The organism is Massilia norwichensis (genome assembly GCF_024753245.1).
In the GTDB taxonomy this organism is placed as follows: Bacteria; Pseudomonadota; Gammaproteobacteria; order Burkholderiales; family Burkholderiaceae_D; genus Telluria; species Telluria norwichensis.
The window spans coordinates 1-25,298 of record NZ_JANUGX010000037.1; the positions used below are offsets into that span (position 1 = coordinate 1).

Here is a 25,298-nt window from a genome sequence, read left to right on the forward strand (position 1 = left end):
ATTGGGGACGATTTCTTCAGTATGTGAAGCAGCGCACAGAGCTTGCCTTAGGCCGGCCTTAAGATGGACTCGTCTCTTTCAGGACATCCCTAGTTTTGGACTTCACCCGCTCCACTGGAGCGGGTTTTTTTTGCCTGGCTTGTTTCAAGCGTCAAATCAAAAGATTTAACAAAGTGTGAGTTCGCGCACAGAGTGTGACGGTTCAGGGAACTAATATGGAGCTGTCTCTTTCAGGACATCCCTAGTTTTGGACTTTACCCGCTCCCAACCGAGCGGGTTTTTTTTGCCCATTTTTCCTGTTTGCGCGTTTTGGCGGCTCCGCGCCTCAGTCCAGCGCGCTGACCAGGCTGCGCACTTCTTCCGCCGATTCCTGCAGGATCAGCGCCAGCGTGCCGTCGCCGACCGCGAAGTCGATGGTGGCGCTGGCCTGGGTCGGGCTGAAGCCCGGACGCTCGAGCAGCGGGGAGGGGATCGCGGCCAGGTCCTTGGCCAGCATCAGGGTGTCGCCGAGGGTTTCCGGCGGCAGCGCGCGCATGCCGTTCCACAGGGCTTCGATCGCATCCATCACCGGACCCGGCACGCCCAGCTTGCGCAGGACGCCACGACCGATGTCGACCTGGCCGTATTCGAGCCATTCGTCGGCGCCGCCTTCCAGCAGGCCGGGGAACTCGCCCGCACGCGACAACAGGTAGAAGCCGCCGACCTCGTGCACGATGCCGGCGAACATCGCCGTGTCCGGATCGACGAAGGAGACACGGCGCGCGATCACCAGCGCCAGCGCGGCGACATTCGCCGAGTGCTGCCACAGCTGGTCGGCCTTGGCACGCAGCAGCGGGTCCGTGACGCCGCTGGCCAATTGGCGCACGATGACGGACGCGGCCAGCGCCCCCAGCGTGCGGAAGCCGACGCGCTGCACGGCGGCGCGGACGTTGGTGACGTCGTTGCCGGCACGGTTATAGGCGGCCGAGTTGGCGATGGCGACGGTGCGCGCGGCCAGCAGCGGTTCGCCCTGCACCAGGCGCGCGGCTTCCTCGACGTGGCAGTCGGGGTCGCCCAGCGCCTGCTGCAGCTTGAGCGTGGCGTTGATATGGGTGGGGAAGGTCAGCTCGCCGCGCCCGGCCTGCGCGGCGATGCTCTTGAGTGCGTCGAGTCTGTCCATGAGGAACTATAAGCTTCAGGGCTCGCTGAAAATCGCGTCGCAGCCGTCTTTCGGCTCTTCCGTGTCTTGCAGTTCGTCGACCAGGCCCAGGTCGAACAGTTCCTCGACTGCGTTCATGAAGCTGTTGAGCTTGGTGGCGCCGATCAGGCGGTAGATCTCGCCGGCTTCGTTGCGCACGCCGATCAGCATCTTTTCTTCGCGCACTTCGTCAGCGGGAGCGACATCGAGCAGCAGGTTGCCGATGATGTGCTTGTCGAAATGGGCGGGTTTTTTACCTTCGAGCAGGGCAGTTTTCACGAGTGGGTTTTCCTTAACTTGGTCATGGACGGATTATAGCGGGCCGCAAGCCCTGCGGCGCGGCGCCGGGATTCGCGTTTTACTGCCGGGCCGGGTACCATAGCCGATTCATCCGTTTTCGAGCGAACCCGATTCGTCCATGACCCAGCAGCTGCGCGGCATCTTCGCCCTCGTCCTCGTCACCCTCGTGTGGGGCACGACCTTCCCGGCCATGAAGGACTTGACCGCCAATTTTTCGCCGGTGTGGATCATCCTGACCCGCTTCGCCATCGCCTCGCTGCTGCTGGCGCCCTTCCTGTGGCGCGCCCGGCGCAGCGACCTGCAGGCTGGTTTCCTGCTGGGACTGGTCCTGTTCTTCTGCTACCTGTTCCAGGTCGAGGGCCTCGCGCTGACCAGCTCGAATCGCAACGCCTTCATCTGCGGCCTGAACGTGCTGGTGGTGCCGCTGCTGGGCATCCTCGGCGGACGCCTGCCGGAGCGCCGCATCGTGCTGGCGCTGGTGCTGGCGATCGGCGGCCTGGCCGCGCTGTGTTGGGACGGCGGCGCCTGGGGCATCGGCGATACGCTGGCCCTGCTGGCGGCGCTGTCCTTCGGCGTCTACGTCAAGATCATGGAAATCAAGACCCGCGGCGCGGTACGCCTGATGAGCGTGACGGCGGCGCAGATCCTGACGGTGGCCGTGTGCGCGGCGCTCTGGCTGTTGATGCGCGAAGTGCCGCGCGGCACCGGCCTGATCGAAGACGCCAACAATTACTGGCGCTACATCGGCGGCAACCTGCTGGCCTACTGGCCGAACTTCGCCTATCTGGGCGTGATCTGCACCGCCGGCATCATCTCGCTGCAGGCCTGGGGCCAGTCGCGTACCACCGCCAACGAGGCGGCCGTGATCTATGCCTTCGAGCCGGGCGCGGCTGCCTTCTTCGGCTACTTCTGGCTGGGCGAGGCGATGACGGCCCGCGGCTGGCTGGGCGCGGCGCTGTTGATCTCCGGTATGATTGTCAGCCAATGGAATGCCGAGCGCCGGCCGGCTGCCGCCCTTGCCCCCGAGTGATGACCGATCTTTCGCCTGTTCCTGATGCAGCACGCTGAACTGTCCAGCCTCGCGCAGGAATTGCCGCTGCGCGTCTTGCTGGTGAATGCCGGCGAGCCGGATTCCCTGACCTGGTCCGGGATCGTGCAGCCGCTGCGCCTGGCGGCCAAGATGGTCGGGCCGGGGCGCCTGATCGTCGACGTGCGCAGCCCGGACAAGTTTGCCGGCGACAGCCAGCGTCACTGGCACCTGGTGCTGCTGGTCGCCGACGAAGCCGAAGCCGGCCTGCGCCCGGCCAATATGCGCCTGCTGGCCCAGCGTTGCCGCTCGGCGCCGTGCTGGGGCGGGGTCGGCGCCGGCGTGCTGTGGCTGGCCGAGGCCGGCGTGTTTCAGGGGGCGCGCACCGCGCTGCCCTGGTCGCTGTATCCGGACGCCGACCCGATCGCCGAGCAGCTGATGCTCAGTCCCCATCTGTACGAGATCGACGGCGCGCGCCTGAGCTGCTGCGGCGGCGGCGCCAGCATCGATTTCGCGCTGACCCTGGTCGACATCCTGTTCGGCGCCACGGTCCAGGCCCAGGTCAAGGAAGTGCTGTGCGTGGACCGCGTGCGCGGCCAGGAAGAACGCCAGCGTGTCGCCTTGCAGGCCAGATTCGGCGTGCTGCAGCCCAAGCTGACCGAGGCCGTGACCCTGATGGAAGCCAACATCGAGGAGCCGCTCTCGACCGACGAGATCGCCCAGCTGGCCGGCATCTCGCGGCGCCAGCTGGAACGCCTGTTCAAGCAATACCTGGGCAGCCTGCCGTCGCGCTACTACCTCGAACTGCGCCTGAAACGCGCCCGCCAACTGCTGCGCGACACCAACCACTCCATCGTGCAAGTCGGCCTGATGTGCGGTTTTTCCTCCGGCTCCCACTTCTCCACCGCCTTCGGCGCCCTGTTCGGCAACACCCCACGCGAAGAACGCCAGCGCAAACTGGCAGAGTAATGACGTCCCTCAAACCGGGGTCAGACACCAAGTTTTGGAAATAACCCCTGAGTCATTGCCAAAAATCGGTGTCTGACCCCGGTTTTGGGAAATTGCCTGAATTCGGTGTCTGACCCCGGTTTGAGATTTCGTAAAAGTTGCTCGTCCAAAAATGAAAATGGCTGTCGCAGTTTGGAAAGAACTGCAAGGTGGGTGTTTCTATAATGGGGCGCTCGGCGCGGCTATGGAGTTCGCGCGATCTTTATTTGGATGAGGAAGAACGTCATGAATGCTAAGCTCGAATCGGGTGTCACCACGCTGCCAGTCACACGCCAGACTTTCGACGAGGTCCTCGTCCCGACTTACGCCCCGGCCGCCATGGTGCCGGTGCGCGCTTCCGGCCTCGATGTGTGGGACCAGGAAGACAAGCATTACCTCGACTTCACCTCCGGCATCGCCGTCTCCAGCCTCGGTCACTGCAACCCGGTGCTGGTCGACGCCGTGACGCGCCAGATCAACACCCTGTGGCACCTCGGTAACGGCTACACCAACGAGCCGGTGCTGCGCCTCGCGACCGCGCTCACCGAAGCGACCTTCGCCGACCGCGCCTTCTTCTGCAACTCCGGCGCCGAAGCCAACGAAGCCGCCCTGAAACTGGCGCGCAAGTATGCGCACACCAAGTTCGGTCCGCACAAGTCGCGCATCGTGTCCTGCCTGTCGTCCTTCCACGGCCGCACCCTGTTCACCGTCTCGGTCGGCGGCCAGCCGAAGTACACCGAAGGCTTCGAGCCGCTGCCGCAGGAAATCAACCACATCGCCTACAACGACATCGAATCCGCGCGCGCCGCGATTACCGACGATGTCGCCGCCGTGATCGTCGAGCCGATCCAGGGCGAGGGCGGCGTGATCCCGGGTAACGTGGAATTCCTGAAGACTCTGCGCGAGCTGTGCGACAAGACCGGCGCCCTGCTGGTGTTCGACGAAGTGCAGTCGGGCGTGGGCCGCACCGGCGCCCTGTACGACTACATGAACGTCGGCGTGACCCCGGACATCCTGACCTCGGCCAAGGCCCTGGGCAACGGCTACCCGATCGGCGCCATGCTGACCACCGAGGAAATCGCCCAGCACTTCAACGTCGGTTCGCACGGCACCACCTACGGCGGCAACCCGCTGGCCGCGACCGTCGCCCTGAACGTACTCGCGCAGATCAACCAGCCGGCCTTCCTGGCGCGCGTGAACGAAGCCAGCGGCAAGCTGTTCGCCCAGCTGGAAAAGCTGTCCGCCGACTTCCCGCAGCTGTTCGGCAAGCCGCGCGGCAAGGGCCTCCTGATCGGCCTGCCGATGGCCGAAGGTTTCAAGGGCCGCGCCAAGGACTACACCAAGGCCGCCGAGAAGCTGGGCCTGATGCTGCTGATCGCCGGCCCGGACGTGGTGCGCCTGGCACCGGCGCTGGTCGTCTCGGACGAACAGCTGATCGAAGCGGACCGCATCATGCGCGACGCCGCCGAAGCCTTCATCGCCGGCTGATCGCGCCACGTGCCGGCTGCCTGAGCGCGGCCGGCTTGTACCTGTCCGACCAGAATGGGAGTTCCCATGTATGTTGTCCGTCCGGTAGAGCCTGCGGATGTCGGCGCCCTCGAGACGCTGCTGGCCGCCGCCACGCCGGGAGTGCATACGCTGCCGCGCACGCGCGAGAAGATCGCCGCGCTGGTCGAGCGTTCCGTCGCGTCGTTCGCGGCCCACGTCGACATCCCCAGCGAAGAGACTTACCTGTTCGTGCTCGAAAACATCGAGACCCATGAACTGGCCGGCACCGCCGCGATCCACGCCTCGGCCGGTTCGAACGGTACCTATTTCGCGTTCCGCAACGATGTGATCCAGCAGGTCTCGCGCGACCTGAACATCAGCCATAGCGTGCACGCGCTGACCCTGTGCTCGGAGCTGACCGCCTATTCCCAGCTGTCCGGCTTCACGATCCCCCACCGCAGTAAGGCTAACGACAACGCCGGCCCCGAAGCGGCCCTGCTGTCGCGCGCGCGCCTGCTGTACGCGGTGCTGGCGCCGCACCGCTTCGGCGACCGCTTCTTCGTGCCGCTGGCCGGCGTCACCGACGATGGCGGCCAGTCGCCGTTCTGGGATGCGCTGGGCCGCAAGTTCTTCAAGATGGACTTCCTCGATGCCGAACGCGTCATCGGCGGCGCCCGCAACCGCACCCTGATCGTCGAGCTGATGCCGCACTACCCGGTGTACGTGCCGCTGCTGCCCGGCCCGGCGCAGGCGGCGCTCGGCCAGATCCATCCGAGCGGCCAGCTGGCGTTCGACCTGCTGACGGAGGAGGGCTTCGAGGCCGACGAGTACATCGACATCTTCGACGGCGGTCCGATCCTGCAGGCGCACAAGAACGCGCTGCGCTCCTTCCGCAGCTCGATGGTGCGCCGCGTCGCGACCCAGGCGCAGCCGCCCGCCGCGCCGGAAGCGATGGTGGAGTACGCGGTCGCCAGCAGCGAGCGCAAGTTCCGCGCCATCGTCGTGGCCTGCGCCCCGGCCGACAGCAGCGAGTCGCTGTGCCTGCCCGCCTGGGCCCAGCAGGCGCTCGGCGTCGCGCCCGGCGACAGCGTCATCTGCGTGCGCATCTGACCTAACCAAGAGGAATCCATGCTCGTAATTCGCGCAATCACCCTGGATGACATCGATCCGCTGATCGAGATGGCACGCCAGGTCGGCAGCGGCATGACGACCCTGAAGCCGGACCGCGCCATGCTGGGCGAACGCGTGAACACCGCGGTCGCCTCGTTCGCGCAGACCATTCCGCCGGAAGAGCGCGACTACATGTTCGTGATGGAAGACACCGCGAACCACCGCCTGGCCGGCGTCTGCGCCATCAAGGGCGCGGTCGGCCTGACCGAGCCCTTCTACAACTACCGGATCGGCACCCTGGTCCACTCCAGCCGTGAACTCGGCGTGTTCACCCGCATGGACACGCTTTACCTGTCGAACGACCTGACCGGTTCGAGCGAACTGTGCTCGCTGTTCCTGATGCCGGAATACCGCACTGGCCACAACGGCAAGTTCCTGTCGAAGAGCCGCTTCCTGTTCATCGCCCAGTTCCAGCACCTGTTCACCGAGAAGATCATCGCCGAGATGCGCGGCTTCCAGGCCGAGGATGGCACCTCGCCGTTCTACGAAGGCCTGGGCCGCCACTTCTTCAAGATGGACTTCGACCACGTCGACGGCCTGACCGCGGTCGGCAAGAAGTCCTTCATTGCCGAGCTGATGCCGCGCCAGCCGCTGTACGTCGACTACCTGCCGGAAGACGCCCGCGCCGTGATCGGCCAGGTGCACCGCTCGACGCTGCCGGCCCGCAAACTGCTGGAGCAGGAAGGCATGCACTACGAAGGCTACGTCGACATCTTCGACGCCGGCCCGGTGCTGCAGGGCCGCGTGTCCGAACTGCGTGCGGTGCGCGACAGCGTGGCCACCAGCGCCGAAGAGGGCGTGCCTCAGGGCGAATGCGACATCACCCTGGTCTCGAACACCAGGCTCGACGATTTCCGCATGATCCTCACGCAGACCTGCAATGGCGGCGCGAAAGTGCCGCTGAACGTGCGCGAACTGCAGCTGCTGCATTGCCAGGCGGGCGATCCGGTGCGCACGCTGTCACTCAATGTAAGGAAAAATTCGAATGGCTAATCTCTCGAACTACATCGACGGCGAGTGGCTCGCCGGCAGCGGCCAGGAACTGGTCACGATCGACCCGTCCACCGGCCGCCAGACCTGGACCAGCAAGGAATCCACGCAGGAAGACGTGGCCCGCGCCGTCGCCTCGGCACGCGCGCATTTCGAAGACTGGGCCCTGACCTCGCTCGAGCAGCGCGTCGCGGTCTGCCAGCGCTTCCGCGACCTGTTGAAGGAACATACGGAGGAACTGGCCGCGATCATCGCCGAGGAAGTCGGCAAACCGCTGTGGGAAGCCCGTACCGAAGTCACGACCATGGCCAACAAGGTCGACATCTCGGTGCAGTCTTACGGCGCCCGCACCGGCGAGACCGCCGCAAAAATCGCCGACGGCAACGCCGTGCTGCGCCACCGTCCGCACGGCGTGTTTGCCGTGTTCGGCCCGTATAACTTCCCCGGCCACCTGCCGAATGGCCACATCGTGCCGGCCCTGATCGCCGGGAACACGGTGGTCTTCAAGCCCAGCGAATTCGCGCCGCGCACCGCCGTGCGCACCGTGCAGCTGTGGGAACAGGCCGGCCTGCCGAAAGGCGTGCTGAACCTGGTCAACGGCGGCCGCGAGACCGGCATGGCGCTGGGCGCCCACCCGGACGTGGACGGCATCCTGTTCACCGGCTCGAGCCAGACCGGCGTCGCGCTGCACAAGCAGTTCGGCGGCATGCCGGGCAAGATGCTGGCGCTGGAAATGGGCGGCAACAACCCGCTGATGGTGTGGGACGTCAAGGATATCGACCCGGCCGTGCACCACGCCGTGATGTCGGCGTTTATTTCGGCCGGCCAGCGCTGCACCTGCGCGCGCCGCCTGATCGTGCACGACACCCCGGAAGGCCAGGCCTTCATCGCCCGCCTGGTCGAGGTGGCGGCCAAGCTGGTGGTCGGTCCGTCGAACGCCGAGCCGCAGCCCTTCATGGGACCGGTCGTCTCGAGCGCGGTGGCCAGGCGCCTGGTCGAAGCCCAGCAGATGATGGAAGAGAAGGGCGGCAAGGTGCTGCTGCGCATGCGCCAGCTGGACCCGAACGCCGGCTTCGTCACTGCCGGCATCGTCGACGTGACGGACGCGCAGGGCATCCCGGATGAAGAGTGGTTCGGCCCGCTGCTGCAGATCGTTCGCGTGCAGGACTTCGATAGCGCGCTCAAGGTCGCCAACGCCACCGAGTTCGGCCTGGCCGCCGCGCTGCTGTCGCCGTCGGAAGACCTGTGGAAGCGCTTCGCGGTCAAGGCCAAGGCCGGCGTGGTGAACTGGAACCGCCCGACCACCGGCGCGGCCAGCTCGGCACCCTTCGGCGGCGTCGGCAAATCGGGCAACCATCGCCCGAGTGCCTACTACGCGGCCGATTACGTCGCCTACCCGGTCGCCTCGATCGAAACCGCCGAGCTGGAAATGCCGGCCAAACTGTCCCCCGGGCTAACTTTCTAAGCTGAGCTTCCAAAATATGCGCAACGCCCGCGAATTCAACTTCGACGGCCTGGTAGGGCCTTCGCACAACTACGCCGGCCTCTCGTTCGGCAACGTCGCTTCCTTCAACAACGTGAAGAGCGCGTCGAACCCAAGGCAAGCCGCCCTGCAGGGCCTGGCCAAGATGCGCGAGCTGGCCGCGCGCGGCTTCGCCCAGGCCGTGCTGCCGCCGCAGGCGCGTCCGAACTTCCGCCTGCTGCGCCGTCTCGGCTTCAGCGGCACGGACGCCGACGTGCTGGCCCGGGCTTATCGCGAAGCGCCGGTGATCCTGGCCTGCGCCTGGTCGGCCTCGCCGATGTGGACCGCGAACGCCGCCACCGTCAGCCCCTCCGCCGACACCGCGGACGGCCGCGTGCACTTCACCGCCGCCAACCTGAACAACAAGCTGCACCGCGCCGAGGAGCACATCCAGTCGACCCGCACGCTGCGCGCCCTGTTCGCGAACAGCGACCGCTTCGTGGTGCACGAGCCGCTGCCCTCGACTCCGGCGTTCGGCGACGAAGGCGCGGCCAATCACACGCGCTTTGCCAGCGCCCACGGTGCGGCCGGCGTCGAGTTCTTCGTCTACGGGAAGGTCGAGTTCGACCCGTCGGCCCCGGCCCCGAAAAAATACCCGGCACGCCAGACCCTGGAAGCCTCGCAAGCCATCGCCCGCCTGCACGGCCTGGACGGCGCGCGCACCGTGTTCGCCTCGCAGAACCCGGACGTGATCGATCAGGGCGTGTTCCACAACGACGTGATCGCGGTCGGCAACGGCAACGTGCTGTTCTACCACGAGCAGGCCTTCGCCGATGAAGCGTCGACCCTGGATGCGCTGCGCCGCGCGATGGCCGGCGTCGGCACCGACCTGCAGGCGGTGCGCGTCGATACCGGCATGGTGCCGGTCGCGGATGCGGTGGCGAGCTACCTGTTCAACAGCCAGCTGCTGTCCAGGCCGGATGGCGGCATGGCGCTGGTGGTGCCGCACGAATGCCGCGAGAACGCCGCGGTGTCGCGCTACCTGGCGGCGCTGGTGAGCTCGGGCGGTCCGATCGACGAATTGATCGAATTCGACCTGCGCCAGAGCATGCGCAACGGCGGCGGTCCTGCCTGCCTGCGTCTGCGCGTGGCCCTGACCGACGATGAAGCGGCCGCCATGCACCAGGGCGTGATCATGACCGAAGACCTGTACGCGAAACTGGTGCCCTGGGTCGAGCGCCACTACCGCGACCACGTCGAGCCGAAGGACCTGGCCGACCCGCAACTGGCGATCGAATGCGCCGCCGCGCTGGAAGAGCTGGAACGCCTGCTCGGCCTGCCTGGCCTGTACGACTTGAGTTAACAATACGCCCCGAAGGTGTTGCCGCACGGATACTAAACACGCCCGCATCGCCGATGCAGCATGTTCTAATAGCGGATCAGCTTTCGGGATAAGGAAGCACTGAATCTGGACGGGACAACCCCGTCCGCATAAGCCGGAGGACGCGCGGCCACAAGCCGCAGCGGACCCGGCACAACCATCGCTCTGGAGAAGCAAATGAACAAAGACATGCCTCAGGACCTGCGCACCCGCACGCTGGCTCTGGTCAACGAAAACAAGCCGACTGAACAGGTCGGCGCCCTGATCGGCGCCTGGCTCGGTTCCCTCGACGACGAGGACCTGGCCGGCGTTTCGCCCGACAGCCTGGCGACGATTCTGCAGGAAGGTTTTGCCCAGGTCGCGCAGCGTAGCGCGCCGGGCTGCCAGATCGCGCAGATGCGCTACACCGACGGCCGCTGCGGCATGTCGACCGCTCTCCTGATCCTCAACGAGGACATGCCTTACCTGGTCGATTCCTTCGTGATGGCGCTGCGCCGCCAGCGCGTGGTCGCCTCGGGCGTGATGAACGCCGTGCTGCCGGTTCGCCGCGATGCGAACGGCGCCGTGGTCTCGGTCGGCGAAGCCGGCGCCCCGCTCGAATCCTACGTTCTCTGCCTGCTGGCCGAAGACCTGCCGCAGGACGAAATGAACGCGCTGGTCGAGCGCATCCAGATGGTGGCGCGCGACGCTGCCGTGGTGCACCGCGACGCCGTCGCCATGGGCGACCGCATGAGCGCCGTGGCCGCCGACGCTGCCGCGCAGGGTACCCCGGGCGGCCAGGAAGTCGCCGCCTTCCTCGAGTGGGCCAAGAACGAAGGCTTCGAGCCCTTCGGCTACGCCTACTACTTCGTCAAGCCGGGCGTCCGCGAACTCGAACGCGACATCCCGAGCCGTATCGGCGTGCTGCAGGACACCTCGCACCCGGTCTACGCGACCAGCATCCAGAACATCCCGGGCGACTTCGAGATCCTCTCCAAGCGCGAAGAAACGCTGTCGATCGTGAAGGCCGACGTCGCCGGTACCCTGCACCGCGACCAGCCGCTCGACTTCATCGGCGTGCGCGCCACCGACGCCCAGGGCAACACCGTCGGCGAGCACTGCTTCATCGGCCTGTTCACCCGCGCCGCCACCTCGACCCCGCTGGCGCGCCTGCCGTTCGCGCGCGGCCGCGTGGCCAAGGTGCTCGGCATCGCCGGCGTGCGCCAGGAAGGCTTCCGCGCCGAGAAATTCCTCGAGATCCTGGAATCGCTGCCGCGCACCGAAGCGCTGGAAGCCGATCCGGAATGGCTGGCCCAGGTCTGCAGCTCGGTGGTCTCGCTGTACAAGCAGCCGCGCGCGAAAGTGTTCGCCCGCCGCGACGTCTACAACCGCCACCTGAACGTCCTGATCTACCTGCCGCGCGAGCGCTACAGCGCCGCCGTGGTGGCCTCGCTGGCCCAGGCCCTGAAGGATAGCTCGGGCGCCACCGACGTGCGTACCCAGACCATGGTCGCCGACGGCCCGCTGGCCCGTGTCTACCTGATCGCCCAGGCCGCGCGTTATCCGCTGGACCTCGAAACCGACATCCAGCAGCCGCTGCTGTCCGTGCTGGACGGCTGGCATGACCGCTACACCGTGCTGACCGAAGACGTCGCCGACGTCCCGACCCGCAACGCGCTGCGCAAACTGATGCCGACCCTGCCGGTCAACTACGTCGCCGCGACCAATCCGGAAGTCGCCTTCCGCGACCTGTGCGCACTGCTGGGCAACGGCAAGCCGAACCACGTGTCGGTGCGCATCGAGAACGACGCCACGACGGGCGCTTCGATCCGCCTGTACTCGACCGGCAGCGTGCCTTCGCTGTCGCGCATCCTGCCGGCCCTGCAGAACGCCGGTGTGGCGATCGACCGCGAGCAAGCCTTCGCCATCACCACCAACGACGGCACCCGCCACTTCGTGACCAGCCTGATCGTCGATGCCGAGAGCGCCGCCAAGCTGGCCAAGCCGGGCATCGCCGAAGTCGCCGAAGAGCTGTTCGCCGCCCTGTTCAACGATGAAGCCGAAGACGGCCGCCTGAACGGCCTGGCCATCGAAGGCGGCCTGTCGACCCGCGAAGTGCAGCTGGTCCGCGCCTACATCAGCTACTGGCGTCAGGCAGGCAGCAAGTTCTCGACCCGCTACATGGCCGAAACCCTGCGCCTGCGCGCCGGCCTGGTGCGCGAACTGGTGGAAGGCTTCAAGCTGCGCTTCGATCCGAAGCTGGGCGAAGACCAGCGCGCCCAAGGCGCCGCCAAACTGGCCGAACTGAAGGCCGGCCTGGCCAAGGTCAATCACGCCGACACCGAAGAAATCATGGCAGCCCTGGTCGACCTGGTGATGGCGACGATGCGCACCAATTACTTCCAGAAGCCGGAGCATGTCTCCGGCGGTGACAAAATTATTTTCAAGATCGCCACCGCCGACCTGGCGCTGGCCCCGGAACCGCGTCCGTGGCGCGAAATCTATGTGTTCTCGCGCCGCTTCGAAGGCGTGCACCTGCGCGGCGGCCCGGTCGCCCGCGGCGGCCTGCGCTGGTCGGACCGCATGGAAGACTACCGCACCGAGGTGCTGGGCCTGGTGAAGGCGCAGATGGTCAAGAACGCGGTCATCGTGCCGGCCGGTTCGAAGGGCGGCTTCGTGTGCAAGCAGATGCCGAAGGATGCCGCGCGTGAAGTGGTGGCGGCCGAGGGCGAAGCAGTCTACCGCCTGTTCATCGCCAGCCTGCTGGAAGTGACCGACAACCGCGTGCGCGGCGAGATCGTGCCGCCGGGCGACACCGTGCGCTACGACCAGGACGACCCGTACCTGGTGGTTGCCGCCGACAAGGGCACCGCGACCTTCTCCGACATCGCCAACAGCATCGCCGTCTCGCGCGGCTTCTGGCTGGGCGACGCCTTCGCCTCGGGCGGCTCGAACGGCTACGACCACAAGAAGATGGGCATCACCGCGAAGGGCGCCTTCGAAGCCGTCAAGCGCCACTTCTACGAAATGGGCCACGACATGGCCACCACCCCGATCACCATGGTCGGCGTGGGCGACATGTCGGGCGACGTGTTCGGCAACGGCGTGCTGCTGTCGCGCCAGCTGAAAGTGCTGGCCGCCTTCGACCACCGCCATATCTTCCTGGACCCGAACCCGGAAGTCATCGTCTCGTTCAAGGAGCGCCAGCGCATGTTCGCGCTGCCGCGTTCGTCCTGGGAAGACTACGACAAGAGCCTGATCTCGGAAGGCGGCGGCGTGTTCCCACGCTCGGCCCGTCACATCGAGCTGACCCCGCAGGTGCGCGAGGCGCTGGCCATCGAAGAGACCTCGCTGACCCCGGAAGAGCTGATGCACCGCATCCTGCTGGCCCCGGTCGACCTGTTCTACAACGGCGGTATCGGCACCTACATCAAGGCCTCGACCGAGACCCACGCCCAGGTGAAGGACCGCGCCAACGACAACATCCGCGTCAACGGCAATGAACTGCGCTGCAAGGTCGTGGCCGAAGGCGGCAACCTGGGCGCGACCCAGGCCGGCCGTATCGAGTTCGCGCTGAGCGGCGGCCGCATCTTCACCGATGCGATCGACAACTCGGCCGGCGTGGACTGCTCGGACCACGAAGTCAACATCAAGATCTGGCTGGACACCGAAGTCAACGCGGGCGAGCTGTCGGAAGAAGACCGCAACCGCGTGCTGAACGAAATGACCGGCGCCGTGGAAAACCTGGTCCTGCGCGACAACACCCTGCAGACCCACCTGCTGGTGCGCGAAGCCCAGGCCCAGAGCAACAGCGCGGTGGTCGACGGTTATGCCGCCCTGATCGCCAGCCTGGAAGCCGAAGGTGCCGTTTCGCGCGAACTGGAGCAACTGCCGTCCGAGACCGAGCTGAGCCGCCGCAAGGCACTCGGCCTGGGCCTGACCACGCCGGAACTGGCGGTGGTCATCGCCAACGTCAAGAACCGCTTCAAGCGCATCCTGGCAGCGCTGCCGCTGACCGAGCTGCCGTGGGCCGAGACCATGCTGCGTCCGTACTTCCCGGAACAGCTGGTCGCCACCCGCAAGCCGCTGGATCACCCGCTGGCCAACGCCATCCTGGCGACCGTGCTGGCGAACGAATCGGTGAACCGCTGCGGTCCGCTGATGCTGCGCGACCTGGCCCAGGAACACCGCATCGACGATGCGGAAGTCGTGAAAGCCTGGGGCCAGGCCTGGGCCGCGCTGCACCTGGCGCCGGTATTCGAGGCGCTCGACGCCGACGCCCTGAAGGTGCCGCGCGACGTCTCGCAGACGGTCGATGCGCGTACCCGCACGATGCTGCGCACCGTGATCGAAGGCGTGCTGTCGCTGCCGGCGGAGCAGGCCGGCGCGGGCGGCATGACCGAGCTGTCGAGCCTGTTCTCGCAGCCGGAACAGCTGCGCAACCTGAACCCGACCAAGTCGGATGCCGATGGCCACGCCGGCCTGTCGCCGTCCTTCGCCCAGGCATGGAAGGCCGTCGACACCGTCGAGTCGCTGGCAGCCTTCCTGTTCGCCGCGGTCTCGGTGCAGCGTCCGAGCGGTATGTCGCTGGCTGAGTTCCTGCAGGTCGGCATGGCACTGCGCGCCGCTTCCGGCATCGACACGCTGGAGCGCGGCCTGAAGCTGCCGGCCACCAGCAAGTCGCAGGAACAGCTGCGCAACTACGCGATGCAGGCCCTGCGCCGCACCCAGCAGCGCCTGCTGCTGACCGTGCTGGCGCGGACCAAGCAGACCGGCGACATGCAGGCCGCGGTGCAGGAAACCACCAGCGCCATGGGCCTGACGGGCTTCGCCCAGCCGACCGACCTCGAACAGGCGATGCTGAACGTCTGGTCGCTGTCGGAAGGTTCGAGCCCGGAACGCCTGGCGGCCTAAGGCGATGAGCGACGCTTCGTTCGAAGCACTGCCGGAATCGGTACGGGCCCTGGCCCAGGCCGATTTCGGTCAGGTGGCCGATCTGTTCCGCGCCGCCGGCTTCACGGTCGGCCTGCCCGCCAGGGGCGTGCTGACCGTGAAGAGCGCGCAGGCTGACACCGGGCGCGCAAGCGTGCTGCTGTCGGTGGGCGTGCACGGCGACGAGACCGGGCCGATCGAGATGGTGGCGCACGCGGTCGATGCGCTGTCGCGTGCGCCGCACGAGCTGCAGGTGGACCTGATGCTGTGCGTCGGGAACATCGATGCGATCGCCGCCGGCAAGCGTTTCATCGACGCCGACCTGAATCGCATGTTCCGCCTCGATCGTGGCGACCTGGCCGGCACCTTCGAGGCCGGCCGGGCGGATACGCTGATCCAGGCGACACGCGATTTCTTCGACGGCGCCGGTCCGCAGCGCTGGCACCTCGACCTGCACACGGCGATCCGCGCTTCGCGCTATCCGAAGTTCGCGATCGTGCCGGAGCTGATTCCCGATGCGCCGCGCACCCGGCTGATCGAATGGCTGGGGCAGGGCGGCATCGAAGCCGTCATCATGAACCCGAAGTCGGCCGGTACCTATTCGTACTGGACCGCCGAACGCCATGGCGCCGCCGGCACCACGGTGGAGCTGGGCCGCATCGGCACGCTGGGGCAGAACGATTTGTCGCAGTTCGCGGCGATGAGCGCTGCGCTGCATGCGCTGCTGCGTGGCCTGCCGGCGCCGGAAGGGAAGGCGCCGCTGGTGTTCAACACGGCGCAGTCGATCATGAAGCTGTCCGATGGTTTCAGGATGAGCTTCGGCCGCGACACCGAGAACTTCACGCCTCTCAAGAAGGGCGAGACGATCGCCACCGACGGCGATACCGTCTACACCGTCCAGCATGACGAGGAATTCGTCGTGTTTCCCAATCCGGACGTGCGTGTGGGTCTGCGCGCCGGGATCATGGTCGTTCGGGCACAATAATCGTGACGTGGGCACGGGGTGCCCACCCTACCGGTACAACATATCGTAGGGTGGGCACCCCGTGCCCACCACATTTACCGAACGGGAGTTTTACCATGAGCATGCTGTTTTCTCCGATCAAGCTAGGGCCACTCGAGTTGCCCAACCGGATCGCCATCGCCCCGATGTGCCAATACTCGGCCGAGGCAGGCCACGCCACCGACTGGCACATGATCCACCTCGGCCACCTCGCCCTGTCCGGCGCCGGCCTCCTGATCATCGAAGCCACCGCCGTCACCGAGGATGGGCGCATCTCGCCCGACGACCTGGGCCTGTGGTCCGACGAGCACGCGGCCTCGCTCGAGCCGGTCATCAATGCCATGCGCAAGCACTCGCCGATCAAGATCGCCATCCAGCTGGGACACGCCGGCCGCAAGGCGTCGAGCGAAGTGCCGTGGCAGGGCGGCGCCAACATCCCGCCCGACCACCAGCGCGGCTGGCAAACCGTCGCGCCGTCGCCGCTGCCGCATGCGGAGGGCGAAACCGTGCCGCTGGCGCTCGATGCCGAGGGTCTGCAGCGCGTCAAGGAAGGCTTCGTGGCCGCCGCGCGCCGTGCCGATGCGCTGGGCCTGGACGCGATCGAGATCCACGGCGCCCACGGCTACCTGTTGCACCAGTTCCTGTCGCCGCTGTCCAACCAGCGCACCGACGATTACGGCGGCTCGCTCGAGAACCGCATGCGCTTTCCGCTCGAGGTGTTCGAGGCGATCCGCGCCGAGGTGGCGCCGGAGATGGTGGTCGGCATGCGTATCTCGGCCACCGACTGGGTCGAGGGCGGCTGGGACCTGGAGCAAAGCCAGGTGCTCACCGCCGAGCTGGAAAAGCGCGGCTGCCAGTTCATCCACGTCTCGAGCGGCGGGCTGTCGCCGAAGCAGAAGATCCCGGTCGGCCCCGGCTACCAGATCGAGTTCGCGGCGCGGATCAAGCAGCAGACCGGCATGCCGGTCATCGGCGTCGGCCTGATCACGGAAGCCAAGCAGGCCGAGACCATCATCCAGACCGGCCAGGCCGACATGGTGGCGCTGGCGCGCGCGATGCTGTACGACCCGCGCTGGCCCTGGCATGCGGCGGCCGAACTGGGCGCCAGCGTCAGCGCGCCGCCGCAGTACTGGCGCTCGCAGCCGCACGAGTTCAAGAACCTGTTCGGCGATACGCGGCTGGGGCAGCGGTAAGCAGCGTACTGGTCAGGCATACGCGCCGTTCGTTCCGCATTTCCTGCAGTTTGTCGCAAGACGCGGGATGGCGGGCGCCTCGCTTGTTAGAGTGAATCATCTCAAAACAGGAAAGGTCACCAACCATGCGTACCCTGATCGCCATCGCCTGCCTCGCCGCCCTCGGCGGCTGTGCCATCGTCGTCGCTCCCGGCGCCGATGGGGACTACCAGGTCCGGACCCCGTTCAACAATAGCGTGGTCGACGGCGACGGCATCGCCGGGCGCGACCAGCGCATGATCGGCACCGTGAATGGCCTGGACGTCAACGGTTCCATCGTCGTCGACGTGCGCGTCGGCCCGGCCACCTCGCTGGTGGTGGAAGCCGACAGCAACCTGCTGCCGCTGGTGCGCACCGACGTGCGCGGCGACATCCTCAATATCTATACCGACCGCTCCTACCGCAGCCGCAATCCGGTGCGCGTGATTTACACGGTGCCGCGCCTGACCGACCTGCGCCAGAACGGCTCCGGCCGCATCGCGGTGGACGGCCTGGCGGGTGCGCCGCTGACCCTGCGCCGCAACGGTTCGGGCAGCGTGGCCCTGTCCGGCCGGATGGCAAGCCTGGAAGCCGAGAACAACGGTTCCGGCAGCGTCGACGCCGCCCGCCTGGAAAGCGCCAGCGCCAAACTGGCCATGACCGGCTCCGGCCGCATGGAGGTCGGCCAGGTGCGCGGCGACTACGCGATCGTCAGCCTGAGCGGCTCGGGCCAGCTGCGCGTCGGCGGGGCGGTGCGCTCGCTGACGGCGCGTGCGAACGGTTCCGGCCATCTCGACTTGAGCAGGCTGACCAGCGACCAGGCCGACCTCTCGTCATCGGGCTCGGGCGGCATCACGGCCAATGTGCAGCAATCCTTGATTGCGCAGAACGGCGGCTCGGGCGGCATCCGCGTGTACGGCAACCCGGGGCAGCGCTCGGTGAGCGGCAACCACGTGCAAATGTTGAATTGATGTGAGAGCGTGGGCACGGGGTGCCCACCCTACGGATGCATCCGATAACGTAGGGTGGGCACCCAGTGCCCACGCGTGATGTGACAGCAGCGCCGATTTACAAAAGGTGATCGAGCAGCTCCGGCCCGAACACCTCGCGGTGCAGACGCGCCGGCGGCACACCGGCGTGCAGCAGGGCCAGCCACTGCGCCTGCATGAACTTGTGCGGGCCGCACAGCCACACATTCGCTTCCTCGCGCGGCCAGGCCGGCAGCTTGGCCACGTCCATCCGGCCCTCCACATCTTCGTAGAAGGTCACCACCGACAGGTTCGGCATCGTGGCCTGCAGCGCCTCGACCTCGGCGCGCAGCGCATGGTGGGCAGCGTCGCGGGCCGCATGGGCGAAGATCACGCGGCGCTGCGGATGCACGGCGGCGATGCGTTTCAGGCTCGATACCATCGGCGTGATGCCGACGCCGGCCGACAGCAGCACGATAGGCTGTTCGTCTTCGGTATCCGGGGTGAACTCGCCGAACGGGTGCGAGACCTGGAGGATCGAACCGATCTGCACGTTCTGGTGCAGCCAGTGCGAGACCATGCCGGCCGGGGTGCCGGCGCCGTCTTCGCGCTTGACCGAGATGCGCCAGCTGTCCAGTCCTGGCGTATCCGAGAGGCTGTACTGGCGCAGCTGGTGGCGCCCATCCGGCAGGTCGACCGCGACGCTGACGTACTGGCCGGCCTGGAAGGCCGGCAGCGGCTTGCCATCGGCCGGCACAAGACGGAACGAGGTCACGTTCTCGCTCTCACGCACAAGGTCCGTCACGCGCATCGGACGGGTCTCGCCCGGCTCGATGCCGGCGGTGCTGTACATCTCGGCTTCGGCTTCGATCAGCAGCTTGGCCAGCGAACCATAAGCTTCCTTCCACGCGTCCAGCAGCGGCTGGGTTGCGGCATCGCCCAGCGTCGTGGCGATCGCCCCCAGCAGGTGATGGCCGACGATCGGGTAGTGCTCGGCGCGGATGCCGAGCGAGACGTGCTTGTGGACGATGCGCTTGACCACCGGTCCCAGCGCGCCCGGGTTGCCGATGTTGGCGGCATACGCGAACACCGCCGATGCCAGCGACTGCTGCTGCGCCCCGCTCGCCTGGTTGCCCATATTGAATATGCGGGTCAGCTCAGGGTGCGCCGCCAGCATGTTCTGGTAGAACAGCTTGGTGATGGTCAGGCCGTGCTCGCGCAGGACTGGCACGCTGGCATCGATGTAGGGGCGGGAAGCGTCGGAAATCATGATCTCATCCTTATTGCTGCATTTCAAATGCAGATTTAAATGTCAAAAAAATGCCCGCGCACGGGCTGCAATCAAAAGCTAGTACTTACTTCTATTCAACGCTGGCAGCCGGGCCGCTTGCCGCCGGCGTGCCGCTCCAGAACATCTTGTGCATGCGGATCACCTGTTCGCCGGTTGCACCTGCGGTGGCCTGCGCCAGCGTGTAGCGGTCCATGGCTTCATAAAAGGCACGCATCCCGGCGCGCAGCATGCCACGCAGCTGGCAGTCGAGTTTCAGGGCGCAACTGGTGCCTTCGCAATCGACCAATTCCTCCTCTTCGCCTTCCAGCTTGCGCAGCACCTGGCCGATGGTCAGCAGGGTGGGGTCGGCCAGCAGGCGCAGGCCGCCATTGCGTCCGCGGGTCGCCTTGATCCAGCCCAGCTTGGCCAGTTGCCCGACCACTTTCACCAGGTGGTTCAGCGGAATGTCGAACTGGCTGCCGATCTCGGCCACCGTCACCGGGTGCACGCGTTCACCGGCGCGCTCGAGATAAATGAGCACGCGCAAGCCAATATCAGAGAAACGGGTGAGGCGCATTGATGGTCCTTGTCGTTACGGGCGTATTCTACTAAAGCTGCATCAAAAATGCATCTTTAAGGAAAGTATTTTTTCCGAGCATTGCAAATTGTTATCTATAAGCGGGCTGCAACTGGCCCTATAATCGCAAGCTTTGGAAGTGCGATCAGAGGACACGCCGTGAATCAGACATTGGGCCAGAAGCTGTTTAGAACCAAGACGTCCGAGCGCAAGCTCTCCGAGGCGTCTGCGCATGGTGGCGGCCTCGGCCGTACGCTCGGTCTGTTCCCGCTGACCATGATCGGCGTCGGCGCCACCATCGGCACCGGCATCTTCTTCACCATGGTCGAAGCGGTGCCGAAAGCGGGCCCGGCGGTCGTGCTGTCCTTCCTGCTGGCGGCAATCACCGCTGGCCTGACCGCGCTGTGCTACGCGGAACTGGCGGACCGCGTGCCGGCCTCCGGCTCGTCCTACTCCTTCGCTTATGCCACGGTGGGTGAGTTCGCCGCCTTCATCGTCGCCGCCTGCCTGCTGCTTGAATATGGCCTGGCCGCCAGCGCCACCGCGATCGGCTGGTCCGATTACCTGAATAACTTCCTGCAGAACGCGATCGGCTGGCAGATTCCGGACGCGCTGCGTTCACCGATGATCGTCTCGGGCAAGAACGGCATCGAGCTGCACGCCGACCACATCAACCTGCCGCCCATCCTGCTGGTGGTGTTATGCGGCATCCTGCTCATCCGCGGCACCAAGGAATCCGCGACCACGAATGCCATCATGGTCTGCATCAAGCTGGCGATCCTCGTGTTCTTCGCGGCGATCGCCCTGACCGGCTTTGACATCAACAACTTCCACCCCTTCTTCTCGGACGCGAACAGCCATAGCGCGGGCGGCATGGCCGGCGTCACGGCGGCTGCCGGCACCGTGTTCTTCTCCTTCATCGGCATCGACACCATCGCTACCGCCGGCGAGGAAACCCGCAATCCGACCCGCGACGTGCCGCTCGGTATTCTGGCGGCCCTGGTCATCGTGACCGTGTTCTACATGCTGGTGGCGATTGCCGCGATGGGCGCGCAGCCGGCTCACATGTTCGAAGGACAGGAAGCCGGCCTTGCTGTGATCCTGCAGAACGTGACCGGCCAGGCCTGGCCGGCGCTGGTGCTGTCGGCCGGCGCGGTCATCTCGGTGTTCTCGGTGACCCTGGTAACGATCTACGGCCAGACCCGTATCCTGTATGCGATCTCGCGCGACGGCTTGATCCCGAAGGCCTTCCAGAAGGTGAATCCACGCACCCAGTCGCCGGTGGCGAATACCCTGATCGTCTGCGTCGTCGTGGGCATCGTGGCCGGCCTGGTCGACGCCACCTTCCTGTGGGACATGGTCAGCATGGGCACCCTGGTGGCCTTCATCGTGGTTTCGATCGCGGTGCCGGTGATTCGCCGCAAGCAAGGCAAGGACAGCAGCAACGGCCGCAAGGGATTCCGCGTGCCCTTCGGTCCCTACCTGGTGCCTGGCCTGTCGATCCTGGCCTGCCTGTACCTGGTGTTCGGCCTGTCGCACGTCACCTATACCGTGTTCGCAGTATGGATGCTGGTGGCGATCCTGACCTACTTTGGTTACGGTTTGCGTAACAGCCGCCTGAACAAGGCGGGCGCGCAGGCGAGCGAGTTGACCCACTAACCCGTCATTCCCGCGAACACACGTCGTCCCCGCGAACACACGTCGTCCCCGCGAACACACGTCGTTCCCGCGAAGGCGGGAACCCAAGTTGCCTGAACCAAGGCCGCACCAATGAAAAAGCCGCGTACCTTGATAAGTACGCGGCTTTTTGTTTGCGCGGGATTCTTGCGCTGAACTTGGGTCCCCGCCTGCGCGGGGACGACATGTTTTCCGCGGGGACGACGTGTGTTCGCGGGGACGACGTGCGTTCGCGGGGACGACGTGCTTACTTCTGCATGCGGTAGCGTTCCAGCCAGTGCGCATACGGCGCCGGCAGCACCCAGGTCGGGCGCTCGATGCCCAGTTCTTGCGCGGCCTGCAGCGGGTAGTGCGGATTCGCCAGGTGGGCGCGGCCGACCATCACCAGGTCGAGCTGCTCGTCCGCCACCGCGCGTTCGGCCAGCTGCGGACCGTCAAAGCCCCAGGCCGAGGCCACCGGCAGGCCGGCTTCTTCACGCACGCGCTTGGCGACCGAACCCAGGAAGGCCGGGCCCCAGGGGATGTTAACCTCGGCGATGGTGAAGCCGACGCTCACGCTCAGCATGTCCAGGCCGCGCGCACGCATCATGCGCACCAGTTCGATCGACTCGTTCAGGGTCTGTTCGTCCTGGCCGTCGTACTCGATGACGCCGAAGCGCGCCGTCAGCGGCAGGTTCTGCGGCCAGACTTCCCGCACGGCTTCCAGGGTCTCGAGCAGGAAGCGGCTGCGGCCCGTGAAGTCGCCGCCGTACTGGTCGGTGCGCTGGTTCGAGTGCGCGGAGAAGAAGCTCTGGCCCAGGTAGCCGTGGGCAAAGTGCAGTTCCAGCCATTCGAAGCCGGCGGCCAGCGCGCGCTTGGCGGCAGCCACGAAATCGGCTTTCACGCGGGCGATGTCGTCGAGCGTCATCTCCTTCGGCGTTTTCGGCAGGTGGTGGCCGAAGGCGATTGCCGACGGGGCGATGGTGTCCCAGCCGTAGGCGTCGTCGGAAGGGATGTGGTCGTCGCCTTCCCACGGACGGTTGGCGCTGGCCTTGCGGCCGGCGTGGCCGATCTGGATGCCGGCAACCGCGCCGGCAGCCTTGATGCGGGCGGCGATATGGGCCATGCCTTCGACCTGGGCGTCATTCCACAGGCCGGCGCAACCCGGGGTGATGCGGCCTTCCGGCGACACCGCGGTCGCTTCGACGATCACCAGGCCGGCGCCGCCGCGCGCGATGCCGGCGTAGTGGGTCTGGTGCCATTCGTTGACGAAACCGTCGTTCGCGCGGTACTGGCACATCGGCGGCACGGCGATGCGGTTGCGTAGGGTGAGATCCTTGAGTTTGAAGGGGGAGAATAAGGCTGACATGGTTTCCTGATCGATAATCTGGCCGCGGTCCATGCCGCGGCGGGTCGATCAGTATATGCGTTACGCATGAGTCTTGCTGGCGAGCCCCCAAAACGCCGGGATGGCTGCGTGAATAAAAAAGCCACGCGGCTTGCGGCGGCGTGGCTTTGTCGACGGGCGCCCGCAGGCGCCCGCAAGGCAGGCAGGCGCTTACTTGACGCCCATTTCCTTCAGCAGGTTGTCGGCGTGATCCACCTTCTCCATGTTCCACAGGATGTAGCGGATGTCGACCTGGATGTCGCGCGTGGCGGCCTTGTTGAAGTCCCAGTCCGAGATGATCGAGTCCAGGGTGCCGTCGAAGGCCAGGCCGATCAGCTCGGCCTTCGCGTTCAGCGCAGCCGAACCCGAATTGCCGCCGGTGATGTCCAGCGTTGCCAGGTAGTCGACCGGCACGGTCTTCAGCTTCGGATCGGCATACTTGCCGAAATCCTTGGCGCGGATCGCGGCCAGCTGCTTTTCCGGAGCGTTGAATTCGCCTTCGCCGGTGTGCTTGGCAACCACGCCCTTCACGGTGGTGAAGGCGGTCCAGGAACCGGTGCCGTCGGCGCCGTACTCGCGGCCCTTGACGTTACCGAAGGTCACGCGCAGGGTCGAGTTGGCGTCCGGGTAGACCGCCTGACCTTTGCTGTTCATGTAGGCGATCTTGGCCTTCATGTAGCTGGCGTAGGCCTTCTGGATGTTACCGCCCAGTTCCTCTTCCTGGGCTTCATCCTTGCGGTCGGCGTCGTACAGGGCGACGGCGGCCTTGATGAAGGCATCGTTCGAGGCCTGGAACTCGGCCGGCGACTTGTTCAGCCACTGGACGCGGAAGTCCTTGTTGGCCAGCTGCGAACCGGCGTACAGCTTGTCCAGCGCGGCCTTCAGCTCGGCTTCGTTCATGCCCGGCTTGATGCCGAGGGCGTTGTCGAAGGCGACGTTGTGCTCATTGGCCGGCTGCGCGCTGTACTGCTTCAGGAAGTTCAGCACCAGCGCCTTGTCGACCTTCTCGTCGTAGGTGCGGTCCTGGCCGGTGATGCTCGAGGTCAGGCGCGGCAGGTCGCGTTCCTGGTAGCCCGACTTGCGATCGGCGTCCGGCTTGGTGCGCTCGTTGGCCAGGCGGTACAGGGCGCGCGCCGAGTTCAGGAAGCGCGGGGTCGAGTAGGACAGGAAGAACTCGCGCTTGGTATTCGCGTCGCGTTCGGCGATCAGCTTTTCGACGGACTCGATGTCGGCGCCGAATTCGGCCTTGCGCTGCGGGCTGGCGTTGACCCAGGCCTTCAGGGCATTGTGCTCGGCGGTCTTGCGCGCCAGGATGTCGCTGCCTTCGTAGCTGGCGATCATGCCCTTGCGGTTCTTGTAGTAGTTGTTGACGCCTGCGACCTGGCCGGCGTATTTCAGCTTGGCGGCCGGATCGTTCTTGGTCTCGCGCTCGATGATGGCCAGGGTCTCGCCCGATGCCTTCACGAAGGCCGGGTAGTTCCAGTCGAAGGTAAACGCCACTTCCGACGGCAGGCGGTGGCGGTTGGTACGGCCCGGGTAGCCCATGGCCATGATGAAGTCGCCTTCCTTGACGCCTTCCTTGGCGATCTTGAGGACGTGCTTCGGCTGGTAGGGCACGTTGTCCTTCGAGAACTCGGCGGCCTTGCCATCCTTGCTGACGTAGGCGCGGTAGAAGCCGTAGTCGCCGGTGTGGCGCGGCCACATCCAGTTGTCGGTGTCGCCGCCGAATTTACCCACGCCCGACGGCGGTGCGTGCACCAGGCGCACGTCGCGGATTTCCAGCTGCTTGATGCGGTAGAACTCGAGGCCGCCGTAGAAGCTCGGCACCGTGCAGCGGTAGCCTGGATCTTTTTCGCACTCGGCCACCAGCGCCTTCTGGTTCTTTTCCATCGCGTCCACGCGCGCCTTGCCGGTCAGCTTGGCGACTTCCGGAGTGACGACGCGGTTGCTGACGTTGGTGACTTCCTCGGTCACGAACACGCGGCTGCCCGGCGCGGCCGGCAGTTCCTCGTCCAGGGTCTTGGCCAGGAAGCCGTTGGCGAGCAGGTCGCGCTGCGGGGTCGAGTTGATCGCCACGCTGTTGTAGACGCAGTGGTGGTTGGTGATGACCAGACCCTGCGGCGAGACGAAGGACGCCGAGCAGCCACCCAGGCTCACGATGGCGCCGGCCGGGAATTCGGTCAGTTTGGTCAGGGTCGCCGGGTCGAGCTTGAGGCCGGCGGCTTTCAGTTGCTTGGCTACTTGTGGCAGCTGCTGCGGCATCCACATGCCTTCGTCGGCTTGTGCGGCGAAGCTGGTCAGGATGGCGAGCGATAAGAGGGTTTTTTTCATGC

Annotated in this window: 18 protein-coding genes; 12 read left to right on the forward strand and 6 right to left on the reverse strand. The window is 66.1% G+C overall.

Translation table 11 applies throughout. From position 1 onward, the window contains the following. Positions 1 to 325: 325 nt before the first annotated feature. Together NX782_RS23295 and NX782_RS23300 are read right to left on the reverse strand one after the other, a co-directional pair. On the reverse strand, positions 326 to 1,159 hold the full coding sequence (locus tag NX782_RS23295) for an HDOD domain-containing protein (protein ID WP_258847887.1): 834 nt from the start codon (positions 1,157 to 1,159) through the stop codon (positions 326 to 328). A gap of 15 nt (positions 1,160 to 1,174) precedes the next feature. Then, complete coding sequence (locus NX782_RS23300) at positions 1,175 to 1,456, reverse strand: hypothetical protein (protein WP_258847888.1); 282 nt, start codon at positions 1,454 to 1,456, stop codon at positions 1,175 to 1,177. A 139-nt stretch (positions 1,457 to 1,595) separates the two neighbouring features. On the opposite strand from NX782_RS23300, the gene NX782_RS23305 reads away from it, so the two are divergent. The 11 genes from NX782_RS23305 to NX782_RS23355 all read left to right on the forward strand — a co-directional run bounded on the left by NX782_RS23305 (position 1,596) and on the right by NX782_RS23355 (position 18,078). After that, positions 1,596 to 2,507 carry a DMT family transporter gene (locus NX782_RS23305; protein WP_258847889.1) on the forward strand — a complete coding sequence of 304 codons (912 nt, stop codon included), beginning with the start codon at positions 1,596 to 1,598 and terminating at the stop codon, positions 2,505 to 2,507. A gap of 24 nt (positions 2,508 to 2,531) precedes the next feature. Then, positions 2,532 to 3,473 carry a GlxA family transcriptional regulator gene (locus tag NX782_RS23310; RefSeq protein ID WP_258847890.1) on the forward strand — a complete coding sequence of 314 codons (942 nt, stop codon included), beginning with the start codon at positions 2,532 to 2,534 and terminating at the stop codon, positions 3,471 to 3,473. Between the two features lie 264 nt (positions 3,474 to 3,737). Next, a complete protein-coding gene (locus tag NX782_RS23315; RefSeq protein ID WP_258847891.1) occupies positions 3,738 to 4,979 on the forward strand; it encodes an acetylornithine/succinyldiaminopimelate transaminase in 1,242 nt (413 codons plus the stop codon). 66 nt (positions 4,980 to 5,045) lie between these two features. Further along, the gene (locus tag NX782_RS23320; RefSeq protein ID WP_258847892.1) at positions 5,046 to 6,089 is read left to right on the forward strand and encodes an arginine N-succinyltransferase; all 1,044 of its coding nucleotides are present in this window, start codon (positions 5,046 to 5,048) and stop codon (positions 6,087 to 6,089) included. An 18-nt stretch (positions 6,090 to 6,107) separates the two neighbouring features. Further along, the gene (gene astA / locus NX782_RS23325; protein ID WP_258847893.1) at positions 6,108 to 7,142 is read left to right on the forward strand and encodes an arginine N-succinyltransferase; all 1,035 of its coding nucleotides are present in this window, start codon (positions 6,108 to 6,110) and stop codon (positions 7,140 to 7,142) included. Beyond that, the gene (gene astD / locus NX782_RS23330) at positions 7,135 to 8,604 is read left to right on the forward strand and encodes a succinylglutamate-semialdehyde dehydrogenase (RefSeq protein ID WP_258847894.1); all 1,470 of its coding nucleotides are present in this window, start codon (positions 7,135 to 7,137) and stop codon (positions 8,602 to 8,604) included. Before astA ends, astD begins: the two co-directional genes overlap by 8 nt. 16 nt (positions 8,605 to 8,620) lie before the next feature. Continuing rightward, positions 8,621 to 9,964 carry an N-succinylarginine dihydrolase gene (gene astB / locus NX782_RS23335; protein ID WP_258847895.1) on the forward strand — a complete coding sequence of 448 codons (1,344 nt, stop codon included), beginning with the start codon at positions 8,621 to 8,623 and terminating at the stop codon, positions 9,962 to 9,964. Between the two features lie 195 nt (positions 9,965 to 10,159). Beyond that, positions 10,160 to 14,875 (forward strand): NAD-glutamate dehydrogenase domain-containing protein, encoded by a 4,716-nt coding sequence (locus NX782_RS23340; RefSeq protein ID WP_258847896.1) that lies wholly within the window; start codon positions 10,160 to 10,162, stop codon positions 14,873 to 14,875. A 4-nt stretch (positions 14,876 to 14,879) separates the two neighbouring features. Then, positions 14,880 to 15,878, forward strand: a complete 999-nt coding sequence (locus tag NX782_RS23345; RefSeq protein ID WP_258847897.1) for a succinylglutamate desuccinylase — start codon at positions 14,880 to 14,882, stop codon at positions 15,876 to 15,878. A gap of 95 nt (positions 15,879 to 15,973) precedes the next feature. After that, a complete protein-coding gene (locus NX782_RS23350; protein WP_258847898.1) occupies positions 15,974 to 17,089 on the forward strand; it encodes an NADH:flavin oxidoreductase/NADH oxidase in 1,116 nt (371 codons plus the stop codon). A gap of 125 nt (positions 17,090 to 17,214) precedes the next feature. Next, positions 17,215 to 18,078: a head GIN domain-containing protein gene (locus NX782_RS23355; RefSeq protein ID WP_258847899.1), complete on the forward strand. Its 864-nt coding sequence runs from the start codon at positions 17,215 to 17,217 to the stop codon at positions 18,076 to 18,078. A 97-nt stretch (positions 18,079 to 18,175) separates the two neighbouring features. Here NX782_RS23355 and hmpA read toward each other — a convergent pair whose 3' ends face one another. Further along, positions 18,176 to 19,345 (reverse strand): NO-inducible flavohemoprotein, encoded by a 1,170-nt coding sequence (hmpA, locus tag NX782_RS23360; RefSeq protein WP_258847901.1) that lies wholly within the window; start codon positions 19,343 to 19,345, stop codon positions 18,176 to 18,178. Between the two features lie 91 nt (positions 19,346 to 19,436). Further along, complete coding sequence (locus NX782_RS23365; protein WP_258847902.1) at positions 19,437 to 19,922, reverse strand: RrF2 family transcriptional regulator; 486 nt, start codon at positions 19,920 to 19,922, stop codon at positions 19,437 to 19,439. A 159-nt stretch (positions 19,923 to 20,081) separates the two neighbouring features. Here NX782_RS23365 and NX782_RS23370 point away from each other — a divergent pair, with 159 nt between their 5' ends. Beyond that, the gene (locus NX782_RS23370; RefSeq protein WP_258847903.1) at positions 20,082 to 21,581 is read left to right on the forward strand and encodes an APC family permease; all 1,500 of its coding nucleotides are present in this window, start codon (positions 20,082 to 20,084) and stop codon (positions 21,579 to 21,581) included. A gap of 265 nt (positions 21,582 to 21,846) precedes the next feature. Here NX782_RS23370 and NX782_RS23375 read toward each other — a convergent pair whose 3' ends face one another. Together NX782_RS23375 and NX782_RS23380 are read right to left on the reverse strand one after the other, a co-directional pair. Next, a complete protein-coding gene (locus tag NX782_RS23375) occupies positions 21,847 to 22,947 on the reverse strand; it encodes an NADH:flavin oxidoreductase/NADH oxidase (RefSeq protein ID WP_258847904.1) in 1,101 nt (366 codons plus the stop codon). A gap of 189 nt (positions 22,948 to 23,136) precedes the next feature. Continuing rightward, entirely contained in the window at positions 23,137 to 25,296 is a 2,160-nt protein-coding gene (locus NX782_RS23380; protein ID WP_258847905.1) for a S46 family peptidase, read from the reverse strand. Between the last annotated feature and the right edge of the window lie 2 nt (positions 25,297 to 25,298).